Raw genomic sequence first — 15,867 nt, 5'->3', positions numbered from 1 at the left:
CGGCGGCCTCCGCAGGCACCGCCCCTGCCTGGACCGACCGGAATCAACACCAAAACTGTTAACCAAACCAAGCAGCTGTCTCAGACAGCTTGACAAGTTCCGGGCTCGGACGGCGACCCGGGATCAGGGTCGCGACACGGAACTGAGGGGTGGTCGACGACAGGGCGGAGCAGGCGTGCGTCAGCGGGCGAGGAACGCGGCGACCGAGCCCTCGAAGGCCTCCTTGGCCTCGATCATCACCCAGTGACCGCACTTCGGGAAGATGTTCAGTTCGGCGTTCGGGATCAACCGCATGGGCACCAGGGCCATGTCCGGCGGACTCACCCGGTCATCGCGCCCCCAGGTCAGCAGCGTCGGGCACTTGACCTTGTGCATCATCGCCCAGTACGGCGCCGCGTCGGAGTCGGCCATGAACTTCTGCTGCATCTCGAAGGCCGCCGAGCCGTACATCATGGCGGCGGTCTTGAGCGCCTCCGGATCGATGGCCGCCGACCAGCGCTGCTCGATCAGTTCCTCGGTCACCAGGGCGCGGTCGTAGACCATGCCGTTGAGCCAGCGGATCAGCTTCTCGCGATCGGGGGCGTCGGTGAACTCCTGCAGCAGACGCAGACCCTCGCTGGGGCTCGGCGAGAACAGGTTGGGGCCCACCCCGCCGATGGTGACCAGCTTGGTGATGCGCTCGGGGAACTTGATGGCCAGGTTCACCGCGACCACGCCGCCCATCGAGTTGCCGATCACCGCCGCCGAGTCGATGCCGAGGGCGTCCATGAAGCGGATCACCGACTTGCCCGCGGTGAGCACCGGGTGCCCGTCGACCGGATCGGACACGCCGAAGCCGGGGAACTCGATGATGTAGACGTGGTGCGTCTGGGCGAAGAAGGCCAGGTTGCCCCGGAAATTGCGCCATCCGGTGACGCCGGGGCCGCTGCCGTGCAGGAGCAACAGCACATCGTCGTGCTCGGCACCTGCCTCGTGGTAACGGATGACGCCCTTATCGGTGGCGAGTTCGCGCTGGGTGTTCTCATAAGTCAGGTCCACACCCCCATAGTAGAACGTGTTCTAGTGGGCGGCGTGGGGACCGTGCCTATCGATCCGACTCTGTCGGCCGCGGCGACCGCGCAACGTTGATAACGTCGCAAGCATGACTGTGACGGCAGACACATCCGAGGTCCGGGCCGACTTCGCCTCGCTGCGCGCGGGCGGACTGCACTGGGACGCCTTCCCGCTGCGGCTGTTCACCAAGGGCAACGGCAAGTCCTGGGATCCGGCGGCCATCGACTGCTCCCGGGATGCCGCCGATTGGGCCGGACTCGACGACGAGCAGCGCCGCAGTGCCTCCTATCTGGTGGCGCAGTTCGTCGCCGGCGAGGAGGCCGTCACCCAGGACATCCGGCCGTTCATGGATGCGATGTCCGCCGAGAACCGCTTCGGCGACGAGATGTACCTGACGCAGTTCTGCCTCGAGGAGGCCAAGCACGCGCAGGGTTTCCGGCTGTGGATGGACGCCGTCGGTCTCACCGACGACATGCACGCCTACGTGGCCGAGAATCCCTACTACCGCCAACTCTTCTACCGGGAGCTCCCCCAGTCGCTACGAGTCCTGCAGACCGATCCGTCGCCGCGGAATCAGGTGCGCGCCAGCATCACCTACAACCACGTGATCGAGGGGAGCCTCGCGCTCACCGGGTATTACGCCTGGAACAAGGTGTGCGTGGAGAACGACATCCTGCCCGGGATGCAGCAGTTGATCGGACACATCGCCGACGACGAACGCCGCCACATGGCGTGGGGCACGTTCACCTGCCGGCGGCACATCGCCGCCGACGACTCGCTGTGGGACGTGGCGGGCGAGCGCATGGGCGAGCTGCTGCCGATGGCACTCGGCATGATCAGCTGGGTCAACGAGCAGTTCGAGGTCCCGCCGTTCGGCATCGACAACCAAGAGTTCGTCACCTACGCCGCCGACCGCGCGCAGCGCCGCCTCGGGGCGATCGAGTCCGCCCGCGGACGCCCGGTGGCCGAGATCGACCTCGACTACACGCCGGCCGTCCTGGAGGACACCTTCGGCGACGAGGACGCGCAGACGATGGCCGCTCTCCGCAACCGCTGACTCAGGGCGCCTGCCGCGCCTCACGAATCGCTGGCGCGAACAGCGCCGCCAGATTGGCCGCGACCTCGGGGATGGGCACCTCCGGCGGCATCGCGACGTAACTCAACGCCATCCGCGCCACCGCCCCGGCGATACGATCGGCCTTCTCCGACGGCAGCGCGATCCACGACCCGACCACGACCTGGGTCAGCCGGGTCTTGGTGGCCGCGATGAGCGGGGCCGCGTCGGTGGTGATCAGCCGCAACAGATCCGGATTTCCTTCGCCGGACAGCAGCGAGGCGATCATCGGATCGGCGGCCGCGCCCTCGAAGAAGCGGGCAAAACCCGCGGTCAGGGCCCCGTCGAGGTCGTTCGGGGCCTCGGCGACGGACCGCTCGATCTCCCCGGTGTACTCCTCCACCAGCCGCAGGGCGTAGGCCTGCGCCAGCCCGTTCCGGGAGCCGAACTCGTTGTACACGGTCTGCCTGCTGACCCCGGCGTGCCGGGCCACCGCCGCCATCGTCACCTTGGACCAGTCGCGCGAGGTGAGCAGTTCCCGCAACCCGTCGAGCAGCGAATTGCGCAGCAGCGCCTTGCTCGCTTGGGCGTAGGTCAGGCTCGGTGCACTCACACGGTCGAGCCTAGTGCTCCGGTTGCCTCGAGTCCCGCCGCCAGTCGTGCCCGCAGTTCCCGAGCGGCGGCGGCCCGCCCCACCGTGACCGCGCCCAGCAGTCCGGCGGGCCCGGTGACCGTGACGGTGGCCGAGCCGGCCGCGAGATCACCGTCGATCGCGACCTCACCGTCGGCGGTGGGCGCGCCGACCATCTGCAGCGTGAGGTCGTACTGCGTGGTCCACGCGCGCGGCACCTGCGCGTACACCGGCGCCGACTCACCGGCGAAGTCGGCCAGGACGCTGCGGGCCACTGCGGCCCCCTGATCCTGCGCGCCGAACCAGTGCTCGCCGTCGGCGGCGCCGCCGGTCGCGACGTCCCCGGCCGCGTAGATGCCGTCGACCGTGGTCCGCAGGCACTCGTCCACCACGATGCCGCGACGCTGCACGGCCGCCCCCGCGCTCCGCGCGGGACCGATGTTGGGCACCATGCCCAGCGCGGCGACCACCGCTCCGGCGATCCGCGTGCCGTCGGCGAGCACCGCACCGGAGGGATCGGCGGACACCACCCGGGCTCCGCAGTGCACGCGGACGCCGCGGTCGCGGTGCACGGCGGCCACGACCTCGGAGACCTCGGCCGGAACCACCCGACCGAGCACCCGATCACCGGCTTCGAGCACCACCGCCGACAGCCCGGCCGCCGCCACCGAGGCCGCCAGTTCCAGCCCGATCAGCCCGCCGCCGATCACCACCACGCCGCCGTGCTCCCGGATCGTGGCGCGAATCCGTTCCGCGTCGGCGAGCATGCGCAGGGACGGCACCTCCTCGTCGAGCCAGTCGGGGCGGATGGGACGGCCGCCGGTGGCCAGGATCAGCGCACGGTACGGCAGCCGACGGCCGTCGTTGAGCGTCAGCGTCCGCGCCCCCGGGTCGACGTCGACCGCGGCCACGCCGCCGACGACGTCGATGTCCCGGGCGGCCCAGACCTCCGGCTTCTGCAACCGGATCCGTTCGGCGCTCAGATCGGCGGCGAGCAGATCCTTGCTGAGCGCGGTGCGCCGATACGGCAGGCCGGATTCGGCGCCGATCACGGTCACCGGACCGGTGTAGCCCTCGGCGCGCAGGGTCAGCGCCGCGGTGGCGCCGGCGACCCCGGAGCCGACGATCAGCACGCCGGTCACGGGCGCGCGACCTCGACCATCTCGAAGTCGGCCTTGGCCGCACCGCAGTCCGGACAGCTCCAGTCGTCGGGGATGTCGTCCCAGCGGGTGCCGGGTGCGATGCCGTCCTCGGGCCAGCCCTCGGCCTCGTCGTACTCGAACCCGCACTGCAGGCACTGGAAGAGTCGGTAGTCGCTCATGCTCGTTCTCCGATCGGAAGGAAGTCGACCTTCTCCCGGACACCGCAGTCCGGGCAGGGCCAGTTGTCGGGGACCTCGGACCAGGCGGTGCCGGGCGCGAAGCCTTCGCGGGGCGCACCGTCGGCGATGCGATAGACGTACTCGCAGTTGCCGCAGCGGTAGGCGACGGCATCCGGGTTCGACGACGCCGCGGGACGCTCGCGCACCGCCACCGGAGCGGACTCGCGGGCGGCCAGCAGGCCGGCGGCCTTGCGCGGATGCAGGTTGGCCCGGGACAGGTCGCCGTCGTAGTGCGCGAGCACGCGCTTGTCCATCACGCGCCGCCACAGCGGCGGGAAGTAGGCGATGGCGATCATGCTGGCGTATCCGCTGGGCAGGTTCGGCGACTCCTCGAAGCTCCGCAGGGTCTGGTAGCGACGCGTCGGATTCGCGTGGTGGTCGCTGTGTCGCTGCAGGTGGTACAGGAAGATGTTGGTGGCGATGTGGTCGGAGTTCCAGCTGTGCTGCGGGGTGCAGCGCTCGTACCGACCGCGCGCGTTCTTCTGCCGCAGCAGCCCGTAGTGCTCGAGGTAGTTGACGGTCTCCAGCAGCGAGAACCCGTACACGGCCTGCAGCACCAGGAACGGCAGCACCTGCCAGCCGAAGATCAGCGCGAGTGCGCCCCACAGGACCAGCGACATCGCCCACGCGTTGAGGACGTCATTGGTGTGGTGCAGCACCGGCCGGTCCTGCCGCTTCATCCGGTTGGCTTCCAGCTCCCACGCCGACTTCAGCGATCCCCACACGCTGCGCGGCAGGAAGGCCCAGAAGCTCTCGCCGTACCGCGAACTGGCCGGATCCTCCGGCGTCGCGACGCGGACGTGGTGCCCCCGATTGTGCTCGATGTAGAAGTGCCCGTAGAAGGTCTGCGCCAGCGTCACCTTGGACAGCCAGCGCTCCATCGTCACCTTCTTGTGTCCGAGCTCGTGGGCGGCGTTGATGCCGATACCGCCCATCGCGCCGACGGTGAACGCCAGACCGATCTTCGAGGCCAGGCCCAGGCCACCGGACTCGATGCCCAACCAGGTGAGGTCGTCGGCGGTCCACAGATAGCAGGCGAAGATCAGGCTCGCGAACTGGAACGGAAGGTACATGTAGGTGCAGTACCGGTAGTACTTGTCGTTCTCGAGCTGCTCGATCAGTTCCTCGGGCGGGTTCTGTCCGTCCGGCCCGAAGAAGATGTCCAGCACCGGCAGCAGCAGATACACCAGGATCGGACCGATCCACCACCACACCGGCGACACGGTGCCCAGCCAGCTCCACTCCAGTTCGCGGCCGGCCCAGTTCATGAGCGCGACGAAGCCGGTCACCACGAACAGAGCGGTGGGCGGGATCAAGCCCAGCAGCCAGAGATAGCGCTTCTTGTCGCGCCACTCGGTGGCCGGTGCGCCCGGACTGTCGATTGTCGGTTGTGCCATGTCGTCTCCTTCACATCACACGCTGGCGAGTGAACTAGACATTAGGCGGCACTACGTCGCCTGTCTATACATTTGATGGAATTTGTAAAGACAGCGCGAGTTCGGGACACTGCCGCAGGCGCGATTTACTATCGATGACGTGCAGTTCTCTCGATTTGTGGCCCTCGGCGACAGCCAGACCGAAGGCATGGGCGATCCGGATCCGCGCTACGAGTACCGCGGATGGGCCGACCGCTTGGCCGAACGTCTCGCCCTGTCCAATCCCGACCTTCGCTACGCCAACCTGGCTGTGCGCGGAAAGACCGCCCGCCAGGCCCGCGACGAACAGCTCGCACCGGCGCTGGCGATGGAACCGGACCTGATCACCGCACCGCTGGGGATGAACGACGTGATCAGCCGTTCCGACATGGCCGAGGTGCGCGAGGATCTCGACGAGGTGTACCGGGTGCTGCACGCCACCGGCGCCGCGGTGGTGATCTCCACCTACCCGGACGTGACCCGCACCATCCCGATGGGTCAGCGCTTCGAGGACAAGCTGCAGGCCCTGAACGCGATGATGCGCGACTTCGCCGCCGCGTACGACTTCATCCTCGTCGACCTGTACTCGGCGCCGGTGCTCACCGATCTGCGCGCGTGGGCGCCGGACCGACTGCACGCCTCACCGCTCGGCCACGAGCGTTTCGCCGACGGCGCCGCCTTCGCCCTCGGACTGGAGGGCAGCTCCCCCGACTGGGGTGCGCCGCTGGATCCGTGGGCCGAGCCGCACCGACTCGCTCGACACGCCCGGGACGCCCGCTGGGCCGCGCAATACCTGACCCCGTGGATGATCCGCCGCCTGCGCGGTCGCTCGCTCGGCGACGGCCGCTCCCCCAAGCGCCCCCTGCTGACCCCGGTACGCGAAGGCCCGGAGCAGCGGCGCGCGGCCCCCGCCGACGGATAGAGTCCGGGCCATGCCCGACTCCCCCTTCGATGTCTCCGTGCAAGATTCCGTCGCGACCGTCACCTTCACGAGGCCGGCGACGCGCAACCGCTTCACCATGCAGATGTGCCTGGAACTGGGCGCCTTCTTCGACCGCATCAACGCCGACGACGAGATCCGCGTGGTGATCCTCACCGGTTCCGGATCGGCGTTCTGCGCCGGCGCCGACCTCTCCGAGGGTTTCATCGGCGCCACCGAGCTCACCGCCGAGCAGGAGGCGACGGTGGCCCGCGTCGGTGAGGTGGACGGCGTCTCCCGCGACCCGGGCGGCTGGCTGGCGTTGAAGATCGCCCGGTCCCTCAAGCCGGTGATCGTGGCGTTCAACGGCGACGCCGTCGGGATCGGCGTCACGATGGCACTGCCCGCCGACATCCGGATCGCCGCCGAGTCGGCGCGGTTCGGCTTCGTCTTCGCCCGGCGCGGCATCGTGCCCGAGGCCGCCTCCACCTGGTTCCTGCCGCGGCTGGTCGGCATCGCACAGGCGGTGGAATGGGTGATGACCGGCCGCATCTTCGACGCCGACGAGGCGCTGCGCGGCGGCCTCGTCTCCGCCGTGGTGCCCGACGATCAACTGCTGGACAAGGCCCGTGCGCTCGCGGCCGAGATCGTCGCGAACACCTCGGCGATCTCCGTGGCCGCCGCCCGCCGCATGCTGTGGCACGGGCTGGAACTGTCCTCGCCGTGGTACGCCCACGCCGACGAGAGCCACGGTATGCGCACCATGGCGGGCACCCCGGACGGCCAGGAGGGCGTGCTGTCGTTCCTGGAGAAGCGGCCGGCCCGCTTTCCGATGTCGGTGGCCGACGACCTGCCCGGTTTCGTGCCCGACTGGCCGACCCGCCCCGACGAGCTCTGACGCCCGTTCCCGTCAGTCGGCGGTCGACGGCAGCTCAGTAGAGCTTGTTGGCTCCGCCGTCGGCCATCAGGGTCTGGCCGGTCATGTAGATCGAGTCGTCCGAGAGCAGGAAGGCGACGATCGGTGCCACGTCGACCTCCGGATCGCCGAAGCGCCCCATCGGAATCTTCTCCAACGACGCCGCGTAGAGATCCGGGGACGCCTTGCTCCAGGCCTCCACTCCCTCGGTGAGCGCCATCGGCGAGACGATGTTCACGCGGATCCGGTCGGGCGCCCACTCGTTGGCGACGACGCGGGTCAGGCCCCGGATCGCCTCCTTCGCCGACGCGTAGGCGGCCTGCGTCCGCTGGCCGATGATGGCCGCACCGGAGCCGAAGTTCACGATGGAACCGCCCCCGGCGCTCTTCAGGTGGGGGTAGGCCGCGAGCATGAAGTTCCGGGTCGCGACGAAACCCGTGTTGAAGGACAGTTCCCACATCTCGGGGGTGAGGTCCACGAACGGCGCCTGCCGCGAGGCGTGCGCGTTGTTCACCACGCCGGTGAGTCCGCCGAACCGTTCGACGGCGAGCGCCACCGCCGCCTCCGCGGTCTCCGCCAGACCCACATCGCCCTCCAGGAACACGACGTCGTCGCCGCATTCCCGTGCCAGCGCGGCCCCGGCCGCGCCGTTGACGTCCACCGCGACCACCTTCGCGCCCCGTCGCGCCAGCACCCGCGAGATGGCGCCGCCGATGCCCGCGGCCCCGCCCGTGACGATGACGATCTGACCCTGCAGCTGCATTCTCGAACCTCCCTGATCGACAGCCTTCATCGAAGCACGCCCCAGGCCGCGGTGACCTGCGTTCGACGGCAGCGGCCGACGCTCAGCCCGCGGCCCGACGCCGCGCCACCAGCTCGCGGACCTCCGGCGCCACCTGCGATCCGTAGAGTTCGATCTCCGCGGCGTCGTCGGAGGCCAGGATGAAGCCGCTGAGGCCGTGGTCGACGGCCAGTTCGGCCAGGTCGGGCGCCCACGACTGCAACGGTCCGGCCAGCAGCGGGCCGTTGCGCCCGGCGAACGTCCCGCCGAGGTTGGCCAGGCGCCGAACGTCCGACGGCGACCGGCCCGCGGCCACCGCTCCCGCGTCGATCTTCGCGTTCATCTCGTCGAGCGTGACGACGCCCTCGCGCAGGTTCCCCAGCGACGGCAGCCAGCCGTCGGCGCGGCGCCCCACCAGGTCGAGCATCTTCGGGCCCAGCGCGCCGACCCAGATGCCGATGTCGTGCGCCGGCGCCGGCCCCCGCTTGGCTCCGCTGATCCGATATTCGGTGCCGTCGACCCGTATCCCGCCCCGGGCCTCGGCGTCCCACACCTCCCGCAGGATGGTGATCGCCTCGTCGAGGCCGCGCATCGACCGGCCCGGAGTGAGGCTGGGGCCGCCGATCGAGGCGATCGCCTCGCGGAAGCCGCCCGCACCCAGTCCCAACTCCACGCGCCCGCCGGTCAGCCGATCCAGGCTCGCGGCCGCGCGCGCGAGCACCACCGGATTCCGCAGCGGCAGATTCAGCACGTTGCCCGCCAAATGGATGCGCTCGGTCCGGGCGGCCACGTACGACATCAACGTCCACGCGTCCTGAAGCGCCGGTTGATACGGGTGATCCTGGAAGGTCGCGAGATCGAGTCCGGCGTCCTCCGCGGTGAGTGTCAGATCCACCGGAAGCAGCGGATCCGCGCTGGTGGGAGTGATGAAAACGCCGAAGAGCAAGTCGTGGCCGTAGTCCATGCCCGCACCCTACGCCGACCCCACGATTCCCGCCGCAACAGAAGTTAGGCTACGGTCACTTTGCTTAGTGTTGCCTAACCAATATTTCAAGTCGTGGAGTCCGCATGCCTTCCCCCGAGCCGTCCCCCCTCAACCGACGTCAACTCCTGCGCTCCGTGGGCGTGGCAGCCCTGGCTCTCGGCGCCTTGGGCTCCACGAGCGCGTGCTCGACCCGCGAGGTCACCGCCGACGGTTCCGGCGGCGGCGGCCCGATCACCGTCGTCGACCAGTACGACAACACGATCACCTTCGACACCCCCGTCGGCCGTATCGTCAGCGTCATCATCCCGGTGCCGTCGATGATCATCGGCTCCGACCAGTCCACCGCGCGCAACGTCGGCGCCAACAAGGTCGCGATCTCCCTGGCCTCGGCGGGCATGCTCGGCACCATGTTCCCCGCGTTCCTCAGTACGCCGGTGGTCGCCGGGAACGACTTCGTTCCGAATGTCGAACACATCCTCGCCCAGAACCCCGACGTGGTGATCCAGTGGGGCGACAAGGGCGACGACATCGTGGCGCCGCTGCGCAACGCCGGGCTGAAGGTGCTGCTGCTCAAGTACGGCACCCAGGAGGACCTGGAGGCGTGGATCACGATCTTCGGCGACCTGCTGGGAAAGAAGTCCGAAGCCGACACACTCCTGAGCACCATGGCCGCCGACCGCGCTGTGGTCGAGCGGTCCGCGCGCGCCCACGCAGATCGGGCACCCCGCGCCATGTATCTGTACAACGCCCCGGAGATCAAGGTGGCGGCCGACGACAGCTACATGGACTTCTGGATCCGCCTCGGCGGCGGGCGCAACGTGGCCGCCGGCGCGGGCAAGGGATCCAGCCTGGCGGTGACCCGCGAACAGGTCCTCACCTGGGATCCCGAAGTGCTGATCCTGAGCAACTTCGAACCCACTACCCCGTCCGACATCTACCGCGACCCGGCGTGGGCTGCGCTGTCGGCGGTGAAGAACAAGCGGGTGTACAAGGCGCCGCTGGGCGGCTTCTCCTGGGATCCGCCCTGCAACGAATCCAACCTGATGTGGCTGTGGGTCAACTCGGTGTTCTTCCCCGACGAGCGCCACGACCTGCGCAACCGGATCGCCGAGACCTACCGACACCTGTACGCCTACGACGTCACCAGCGCCGACGTCGACCGCATCCTGCACCTGCCGGCCAACTCGGTGAGCCGCGACTATGACCGCCTCTTCCGCGCCTGAGGTCGACCGCGCCCGGCCGACGACGACGGCCGGCACGCGCCGCACACGACTACTGGTTCCGGTGGCGCTGACGGCGATCATCGTGCTCGTCTTCCTGCTGTCGCTGTCGGTGGGCCGCTACACCGTGCCGCCCAACGAGACCGCCCGTATCCTGCTCAACGAAGTGATCCCGCTGGCCAAGACGTGGACCGACAACGAGGCGAACGTGGTGCTCGGTGTGCGCCTGCCACGCGCGTTGCTGGCCATGCTGGTCGGCGGTGGCCTCGCCCTCGGCGGGTCGGCCCTGCAGGCCGCCTTCCGCAACCCGCTGGTGAGCCCGCAGGTCCTCGGAGTCTCGTCGGGCGCCTCCTTCGGCGGGGTCCTGGCGATGATGGTGGGCGCGGGGTCGGCCTTCGTGGTGGGAGGGGCCTTCCTGTTCGGCCTGGCCGCGCTGGGCATGGTGCTCCTGATCGGCCGCACCCGGTCCGGCTCGTCGATCCTCATGATCGTCCTCGGCGGGGTCGTGACCAGCGCGTTCTTTTCGGCACTGGTGTCCTTCGCCACCTACGTCGCCGATCCGTACACCACCCTGCCGTCGATCGTCTTCTGGCTGATGGGTTCGCTGGCCACCGCGGACATGGGCAAGGTGCTGATCGCGGCGGTGCCGATCCTGCTCGGTAGCGCCCTGATCCTGGGCTTGCGGTGGCGGGTGAACGTCCTGTCGATGGGCGACGACGACGCCGCGATGCTGGGCATCAATCCCGGCCGACTGCGCACCCTGCTGCTGACGATGGTCGCCCTGATGACGGCGGGCGCGGTCGCCGTGGCCGGGGTGATCGGGTGGGTGGGCCTGGTGATTCCTCATCTCGCACGACTCTGGGTGGGACCGGACCACCGCATCTCCATGCCCACCACGTTCGTCCTCGGCGCCGCCTACCTCACGCTGATCGACACGCTCTCGCGCACGGTGAGCCCCGGGGAGATCCCCATCGGCATCCTCACTGCCATCATCGGAGCGCCGGTGTTCGTCGTGCTGCTCCACCGTTCTCGACGACAGGCCTTCCTCGATGCTTGAACTGATCGACGCCGGTTTCCGGTATCCCCACCGCGACTGGATCTTCCGCCACGCGAATCTGGCGCTCGACGGCGGCATCACCTCCATTCTCGGCCCGAACGGGCAGGGCAAGACGACGCTGCTGCGCTGCCTGTCCGGCCTCAACACGCTCGCCGAAGGCACCGTCGTGCGGCACGCCGAGATCGGATATGTCCCGCAGGCCGCGGCGTCGACCTTCGCCTACAGCGTCTTCGACATGGTGCTGATGGGCCGGGCCAGAAAGGTGTCGGCGTTCGCCGCACCCAGTCGGCTCGACCGCGCGCACACCCGAGCGGTGCTCGAGAGGGTCGGCATCGACGATCTGGCCGACCGAAGCTTCGCCGAGTTGTCCGGCGGTCAACGCCAGCTGGTGCTGATCGCGCGCGCACTGGTCGGGGAGTGCGAGTACCTCATCCTCGACGAGCCGGTCTCGGCGCTGGATCTGCGCAATCAGGCGCGAGTCCTCGAACTGCTCCGCGACCTGGCCGCCGACGGCATGGGCGTGCTCCTCACCACGCACCACCCCGAGCACGTCCTGCATCTCGGCGGCGCGGCGATCGTGCTCACCGCACCCGAGCGGATCCGTCAGGGCCCGGTGGCCGAACTCATTACCGACGCCGTCCTGAGCGAGCTGTACGGCATCGAGGTCGTCCGCGCCGAGGTCGACGACCGCGGCCGCGCGCGCACCGTCTTGTTCACCCGTTACGACACCGCCGACTCACCGTCGGCCCGCCTCCAGGAGGTTTGACCGATGACCACCCTCGACAGGGTCTCTCCCGTCGCACATCTGACGATGGGCACCGCCTTGGGAATGCCCGGCCCGACGACCGAGCACCTCGAACTCGATCTCTACGACCTGCCGGAGCTCGACACGAACGCGGTGCGCGGGCTGATCGTCAACAGCGCGTGCGACCAGATCTTCCTGGAACGACGCCGGGATCTGCTCACGGACTTCGTCACCGGCGGTGGCCGGATCGCCGTGATGGGTCATGCCCTGACCGACTTCCTGCCCGGGTTGGGCCGCTGGCGCCGGCTGCAATATTCCGGCCCCAAGGATCTGGCCATCACCGCCGACACCGCGCATCCGGTGTGGGCCGGCGTCGACACCGCCGACCTCACCTTCCGGCGCGGAGTCTCCGGTTTCTACGCGCGCGGATACAGCGAGCGGCTGCCCGACGGAGCCACGGTGATCAACCGCATCGGCAGGCTCGGCCTGCCGGTGGACTACGTCTATCGACTCGGTGCCGGCGAAGTCCTGGTACACGGCGGGCTTGATCTCGCCGTCTATCGCCATGACCCGAACACGTCGGCTCGAATCTTCCCCCAATTGCTGCAGTGGCTGTCCGGACAGGAGACCCCCGCATGACCACCCTCGACCCGAGCACCACCGACCTTCCGCCCGCCGAGCCGTTCCGGCGCACCGATCGGGCCGCCCGATCCCGTCGTCGACTCGCCCTGGTACACGGCGGCTCGCACTTTCACCTCCAGACCCTGGCCGATCCGGCCGTGATCACCCACCAGACCGAGTTCGTCTACCTGGGCGACCTCGCCGCTGGCGATCTGGCCGAATACGACGCCGTGATCATCGCCGACCGACTGCACCCGGACTTGGTGCGCCGCAACGCCCCCGAGTTCCTGGCGGTCGCTGAGCGGGGCGGCACGCTGGTAGTGCTCGGCGAGAACGCCGCCCACACGTGGCTGCCAGGCGTCTCCTGGACACCCCGGCCGACGAACTTCTGGTGGTGGATGGAGGGCGAAGACCCGCTGATCCGGACGCGCACCCCCGAACACGACGCGTGGGAGTACCTGTCGAGCAAGGCGGTGATCTGGCACCACCACGGCCTGCTGCACACCGACGCCGACGTGGTCCCGCTGGTGGTCTCCGAAGAGCCGGACCAGGACGGACGACTGCACGATGCCGGCCTGCTGTTGTACGAGGACACGGCGAGCACGCCCGGCCGGATCATCGCGACCACTCTGGACCCGACCTTCCACCATGGCAACAACTTCATGCCTGGCTCCACCCGCTTCCTGTACGCCCTTCTCCGCTGGCTCGACCACACCTCCCCCGCCCGCTGAGAGCCGCACGCGGCCGGGGCGGACACACTGGAGGCGTGACGGACCCGACGTCCACGGCCACACTATGAAATTTTCAAACAACACATCGCGTCGGGAACCGCTCCCGGCACTGATTTCACGCGCCTCACGCGGCGCTGGCCGACAAGGTCAAGGTTCGGCGCGCATTCGATCGGATCGGTTCGCGACGACGTTTCGGATGGTCGGGATCGGCCGGCGGAATGAACCACGGCTGCCGATCGTGGCCGATGAACACTTCCCACCCACCGTGATGAATCACGGTGTGGTGCCGGCGGCAGAGCAGGACACCGTTGTCCAAGCTCGTCACTCCGCCGTGCTCCCAATGCTCCACGTGGTGCCCGTCGCACCACGACGGCGGAACACCGCAACCGGGAAAGGCGCAACCACGGTCGCGCAGCACCAGGGCTTTGCGGATGCCCGGGGTGAACAGTCGCTTCTCTCGACCGACATTCAGCGGCACACCGTTGTCGTCGAGCAACGCCAACGCCACCGACGCCTCGCACATGATCAGTTCCGCGGTCCGCGCCGAGATGGGTCCGCCGAACCCGAGCCATGGCACGGCGGTGTCGTCCTCGGCGGTGTCGTCCTCAGACATCGGGATCGAAATCGTCTGCCGCGCACCAAGTCCCGCGCCTGAATCGAGTACCTGCCCGTTCATCACCACCGCCGCCGGCACCGACAGGGTCACGTGCGGCAGCACTCCTCCCGACTCGGGACGGTCGGAATGCGACAGATACGTGCGAATCACCTGCGCCATCGCATCCGCTCGGCGCCGCTTGGCCGACCGCCGATCCTGCGAGCCGTCCGGCTCGGGCACCGGCCGGGTCAACGGATCCAACGCCGCGCTCAGTTCCTCAGCTGCCACGATGTCGAAGTCGATCGTCACCGCCACCCGGCCGTCATCGGTGCGATTCAGCGTCATCTCGTTCAAGTCGTCACGCTCGGCGACCGAAACCTCCCCGTCCGCCGGAACCTCCGGGGCCAGCTTGATCGCCCACGCCCGGGCCTTCTCCCTCACCCGCGCCGGCGAGGTCTGCACCAGCAACGAATGCACGATCTTCCGGCGATCGTCGTCGGACAGCTCCACGCGACCCGCCACGTGCCCGAGGCCGCTCGCCACGGCATCGCCGTGCTCCGCCGACACCGCACCATCGCGCAATCCGCGGATCACCGGCACGAGGTTCTCGTCGGACATCGCCTGCCCGAGCCGGCCGGCACGATAGGCCACCGCCGGCGCCGCCCCGAGCTCGGCGAGGATCGCCGCGGCGGACCGCACATGCTTCCGGGTCGGCAGCCCCACGCGTTCGATCGCGGCGCACGTCGCGGCCACCGAATAGTCGGTGACATTGCGCAACCGCAGAACCGCCGCGGCTAACGCCAGAAGTTCCCGGTCGTCGTCCACCGCCCGCGCCCGAGCCAGGAACTGTCCGAGATTCGCCGGCGTATCGATGTCGGTACCGACTGGGATCGTGAGGCCATCGCTCATCAGATCGGCGAAGGCGATGAGAGTTGCTGCGTCCATGACGCACTCCTCAGGTCGTGAGAAGCCAATAGCGAGGGAACCGGTCGAGCCGCGTGACGATCGGTCACCCGGCCACTCATGTTCCGAGAGGTCTGTTCCGCGAGTTCGGGACTATCCATCCCTTCCTCTTCCTGTATGTTACACCTCCTATTTTATGAGAACAATAGTTCTAGACCAGTTTTTTCAGACACACTGGAGGCATGCCGCACCCGACGAATTCGTACTCGACACGGGTGGACGAGTACATCGCGGCGGTCGGGCGGATCGAACACACCGATCCCGCCGACCGGGCGCTCGTGAGCTCCTGGGCGCGCGGCGTCGACGGGTCGATCCTCGACGTCGGCTGCGGCCCCGGTCAGTGGACCGACTTTCTGGTCGGCATCGGGGCCGAGGCCGAAGGGCTCGACCCGGTTCCGGAGTTCCTCGAGCGCGCCCGCCGCGACTACCCGGACTGCCGTTTCCATCTCGGCCGCGCCGAACGGTTGCCGTCTGCCGACGGCGCCCTCGGCGGGGTGCTGGCGTGGTACTCGCTCATTCACATGCCACCCAAGGCCTTCGCCCTCGCACTCGCCGAGTTCGCGCGGGTGCTGCGGCCGGGCGGCGGCCTGGCTCTGGGATTCTTCACCGGCGATCGGTCGGACGCGTTCGCGCACGCCGTCGCCACGGCCTACCGATGGCCGGTCGATCTGCTCACCGAGGAGGTCGAGACGGCCGGCTTTCGGGTGGACCACACCGAATCCCGCTGGGACCGACCCGACCGAGCCCACGCCGCGCTGCTCGCCGTCCGGCGCGGCTGACTCGCCTGTCCGCACCCTGCC

General features: G+C 68.9%; 17 protein-coding genes. 9 read left to right on the top strand and 8 right to left on the bottom strand.

The genetic code is table 11. The features are described 5' to 3' along the window. Nucleotides 1-180 precede the first annotated feature (180 nt). On the bottom strand, nt 181-1,038 hold the full coding sequence (locus tag ACFFJD_RS12605; protein ID WP_382364645.1) for an alpha/beta fold hydrolase: 858 nt from the start codon (nt 1,036-1,038) through the stop codon (nt 181-183). A 103-nt stretch (nt 1,039-1,141) separates the two neighbouring features. Here ACFFJD_RS12605 and ACFFJD_RS12600 point away from each other — a divergent pair, with 103 nt between their 5' ends. Then, entirely contained in the window at nt 1,142-2,110 is a 969-nt protein-coding gene (locus tag ACFFJD_RS12600; protein ID WP_382364643.1) for a R2-like ligand-binding oxidase, read from the top strand. 1 nt (nt 2,111) lies between these two features. Here the strand turns inward: ACFFJD_RS12600 and ACFFJD_RS12595 are convergent, their stop codons facing one another. From ACFFJD_RS12595 to ACFFJD_RS12580, 4 genes are read right to left on the bottom strand one after another with little or no spacing between them, the layout of a single operon-like run. Beyond that, complete coding sequence (locus ACFFJD_RS12595) at nt 2,112-2,720, bottom strand: TetR/AcrR family transcriptional regulator (protein ID WP_382364641.1); 609 nt, start codon at nt 2,718-2,720, stop codon at nt 2,112-2,114. Next, complete coding sequence (locus ACFFJD_RS12590; protein ID WP_382364639.1) at nt 2,717-3,880, bottom strand: NAD(P)/FAD-dependent oxidoreductase; 1,164 nt, start codon at nt 3,878-3,880, stop codon at nt 2,717-2,719. Before ACFFJD_RS12590 ends, ACFFJD_RS12595 begins: the two co-directional genes overlap by 4 nt. Continuing rightward, nucleotides 3,877-4,059: a rubredoxin gene (locus ACFFJD_RS12585; RefSeq protein ID WP_382364637.1), complete on the bottom strand. Its 183-nt coding sequence runs from the start codon at nt 4,057-4,059 to the stop codon at nt 3,877-3,879. Before ACFFJD_RS12585 ends, ACFFJD_RS12590 begins: the two co-directional genes overlap by 4 nt. Beyond that, nucleotides 4,056-5,516, bottom strand: coding sequence for a fatty acid desaturase (locus tag ACFFJD_RS12580; protein WP_382364635.1), 1,461 nt, complete (start codon nt 5,514-5,516; stop codon nt 4,056-4,058). The genes ACFFJD_RS12585 and ACFFJD_RS12580 overlap by 4 nt, the downstream gene beginning before the upstream one ends. Before the next feature lie 139 nt (nt 5,517-5,655). On the opposite strand from ACFFJD_RS12580, the gene ACFFJD_RS12575 reads away from it, so the two are divergent. Beyond that, nucleotides 5,656-6,456, top strand: coding sequence for an SGNH/GDSL hydrolase family protein (locus ACFFJD_RS12575; RefSeq protein WP_382364633.1), 801 nt, complete (start codon nt 5,656-5,658; stop codon nt 6,454-6,456). A 10-nt stretch (nt 6,457-6,466) separates the two neighbouring features. After that, the gene (locus ACFFJD_RS12570) at nt 6,467-7,351 is read left to right on the top strand and encodes an enoyl-CoA hydratase-related protein (protein WP_382364631.1); all 885 of its coding nucleotides are present in this window, start codon (nt 6,467-6,469) and stop codon (nt 7,349-7,351) included. Between the two features lie 34 nt (nt 7,352-7,385). On the opposite strand, the gene ACFFJD_RS12565 is transcribed toward ACFFJD_RS12570, so the two are convergent. Then, complete coding sequence (locus ACFFJD_RS12565; RefSeq protein ID WP_382364629.1) at nt 7,386-8,132, bottom strand: SDR family NAD(P)-dependent oxidoreductase; 747 nt, start codon at nt 8,130-8,132, stop codon at nt 7,386-7,388. 82 nt (nt 8,133-8,214) lie between these two features. Continuing rightward, complete coding sequence (locus ACFFJD_RS12560) at nt 8,215-9,114, bottom strand: LLM class flavin-dependent oxidoreductase (protein WP_382364627.1); 900 nt, start codon at nt 9,112-9,114, stop codon at nt 8,215-8,217. A gap of 104 nt (nt 9,115-9,218) precedes the next feature. Here ACFFJD_RS12560 and ACFFJD_RS12555 point away from each other — a divergent pair, with 104 nt between their 5' ends. Genes ACFFJD_RS12555 through ACFFJD_RS12535 form a run of 5 tightly spaced genes read left to right on the top strand, consistent with a single transcriptional unit; the run spans nt 9,219 to nt 13,509 of the window. Continuing rightward, nucleotides 9,219-10,358, top strand: coding sequence for an ABC transporter substrate-binding protein (locus tag ACFFJD_RS12555; RefSeq protein ID WP_382364625.1), 1,140 nt, complete (start codon nt 9,219-9,221; stop codon nt 10,356-10,358). Next, a complete protein-coding gene (locus tag ACFFJD_RS12550; protein WP_382364623.1) occupies nt 10,336-11,412 on the top strand; it encodes a FecCD family ABC transporter permease in 1,077 nt (358 codons plus the stop codon). The genes ACFFJD_RS12555 and ACFFJD_RS12550 overlap by 23 nt, the downstream gene beginning before the upstream one ends. After that, complete coding sequence (locus ACFFJD_RS12545) at nt 11,405-12,178, top strand: ABC transporter ATP-binding protein (RefSeq protein ID WP_382364621.1); 774 nt, start codon at nt 11,405-11,407, stop codon at nt 12,176-12,178. The genes ACFFJD_RS12550 and ACFFJD_RS12545 overlap by 8 nt, the downstream gene beginning before the upstream one ends. Before the next feature lie 3 nt (nt 12,179-12,181). Then, nucleotides 12,182-12,796 (top strand): hypothetical protein, encoded by a 615-nt coding sequence (locus tag ACFFJD_RS12540; protein WP_382364619.1) that lies wholly within the window; start codon nt 12,182-12,184, stop codon nt 12,794-12,796. Beyond that, nucleotides 12,793-13,509: a hypothetical protein gene (locus ACFFJD_RS12535; RefSeq protein WP_382364617.1), complete on the top strand. Its 717-nt coding sequence runs from the start codon at nt 12,793-12,795 to the stop codon at nt 13,507-13,509. Before ACFFJD_RS12540 ends, ACFFJD_RS12535 begins: the two co-directional genes overlap by 4 nt. A 124-nt stretch (nt 13,510-13,633) precedes the next feature. On the opposite strand, the gene ACFFJD_RS12530 is transcribed toward ACFFJD_RS12535, so the two are convergent. Then, nucleotides 13,634-15,049 (bottom strand): HNH endonuclease signature motif containing protein, encoded by a 1,416-nt coding sequence (locus ACFFJD_RS12530; protein WP_382364615.1) that lies wholly within the window; start codon nt 15,047-15,049, stop codon nt 13,634-13,636. A 200-nt stretch (nt 15,050-15,249) separates the two neighbouring features. Between ACFFJD_RS12530 and ACFFJD_RS12525 the strand changes: the two genes are divergently transcribed. Next, a complete protein-coding gene (locus ACFFJD_RS12525; protein ID WP_382364613.1) occupies nt 15,250-15,846 on the top strand; it encodes a class I SAM-dependent methyltransferase in 597 nt (198 codons plus the stop codon). Nucleotides 15,847-15,867 lie beyond the last annotated feature (21 nt).

It is taken from the genome of Gordonia phosphorivorans, assembly GCF_042432625.1.
Lineage (GTDB): Bacteria > Actinomycetota > Actinomycetes > Mycobacteriales > Mycobacteriaceae > Gordonia > Gordonia phosphorivorans.
This window is presented reverse-complemented; position numbering and strand designations above follow the sequence as displayed.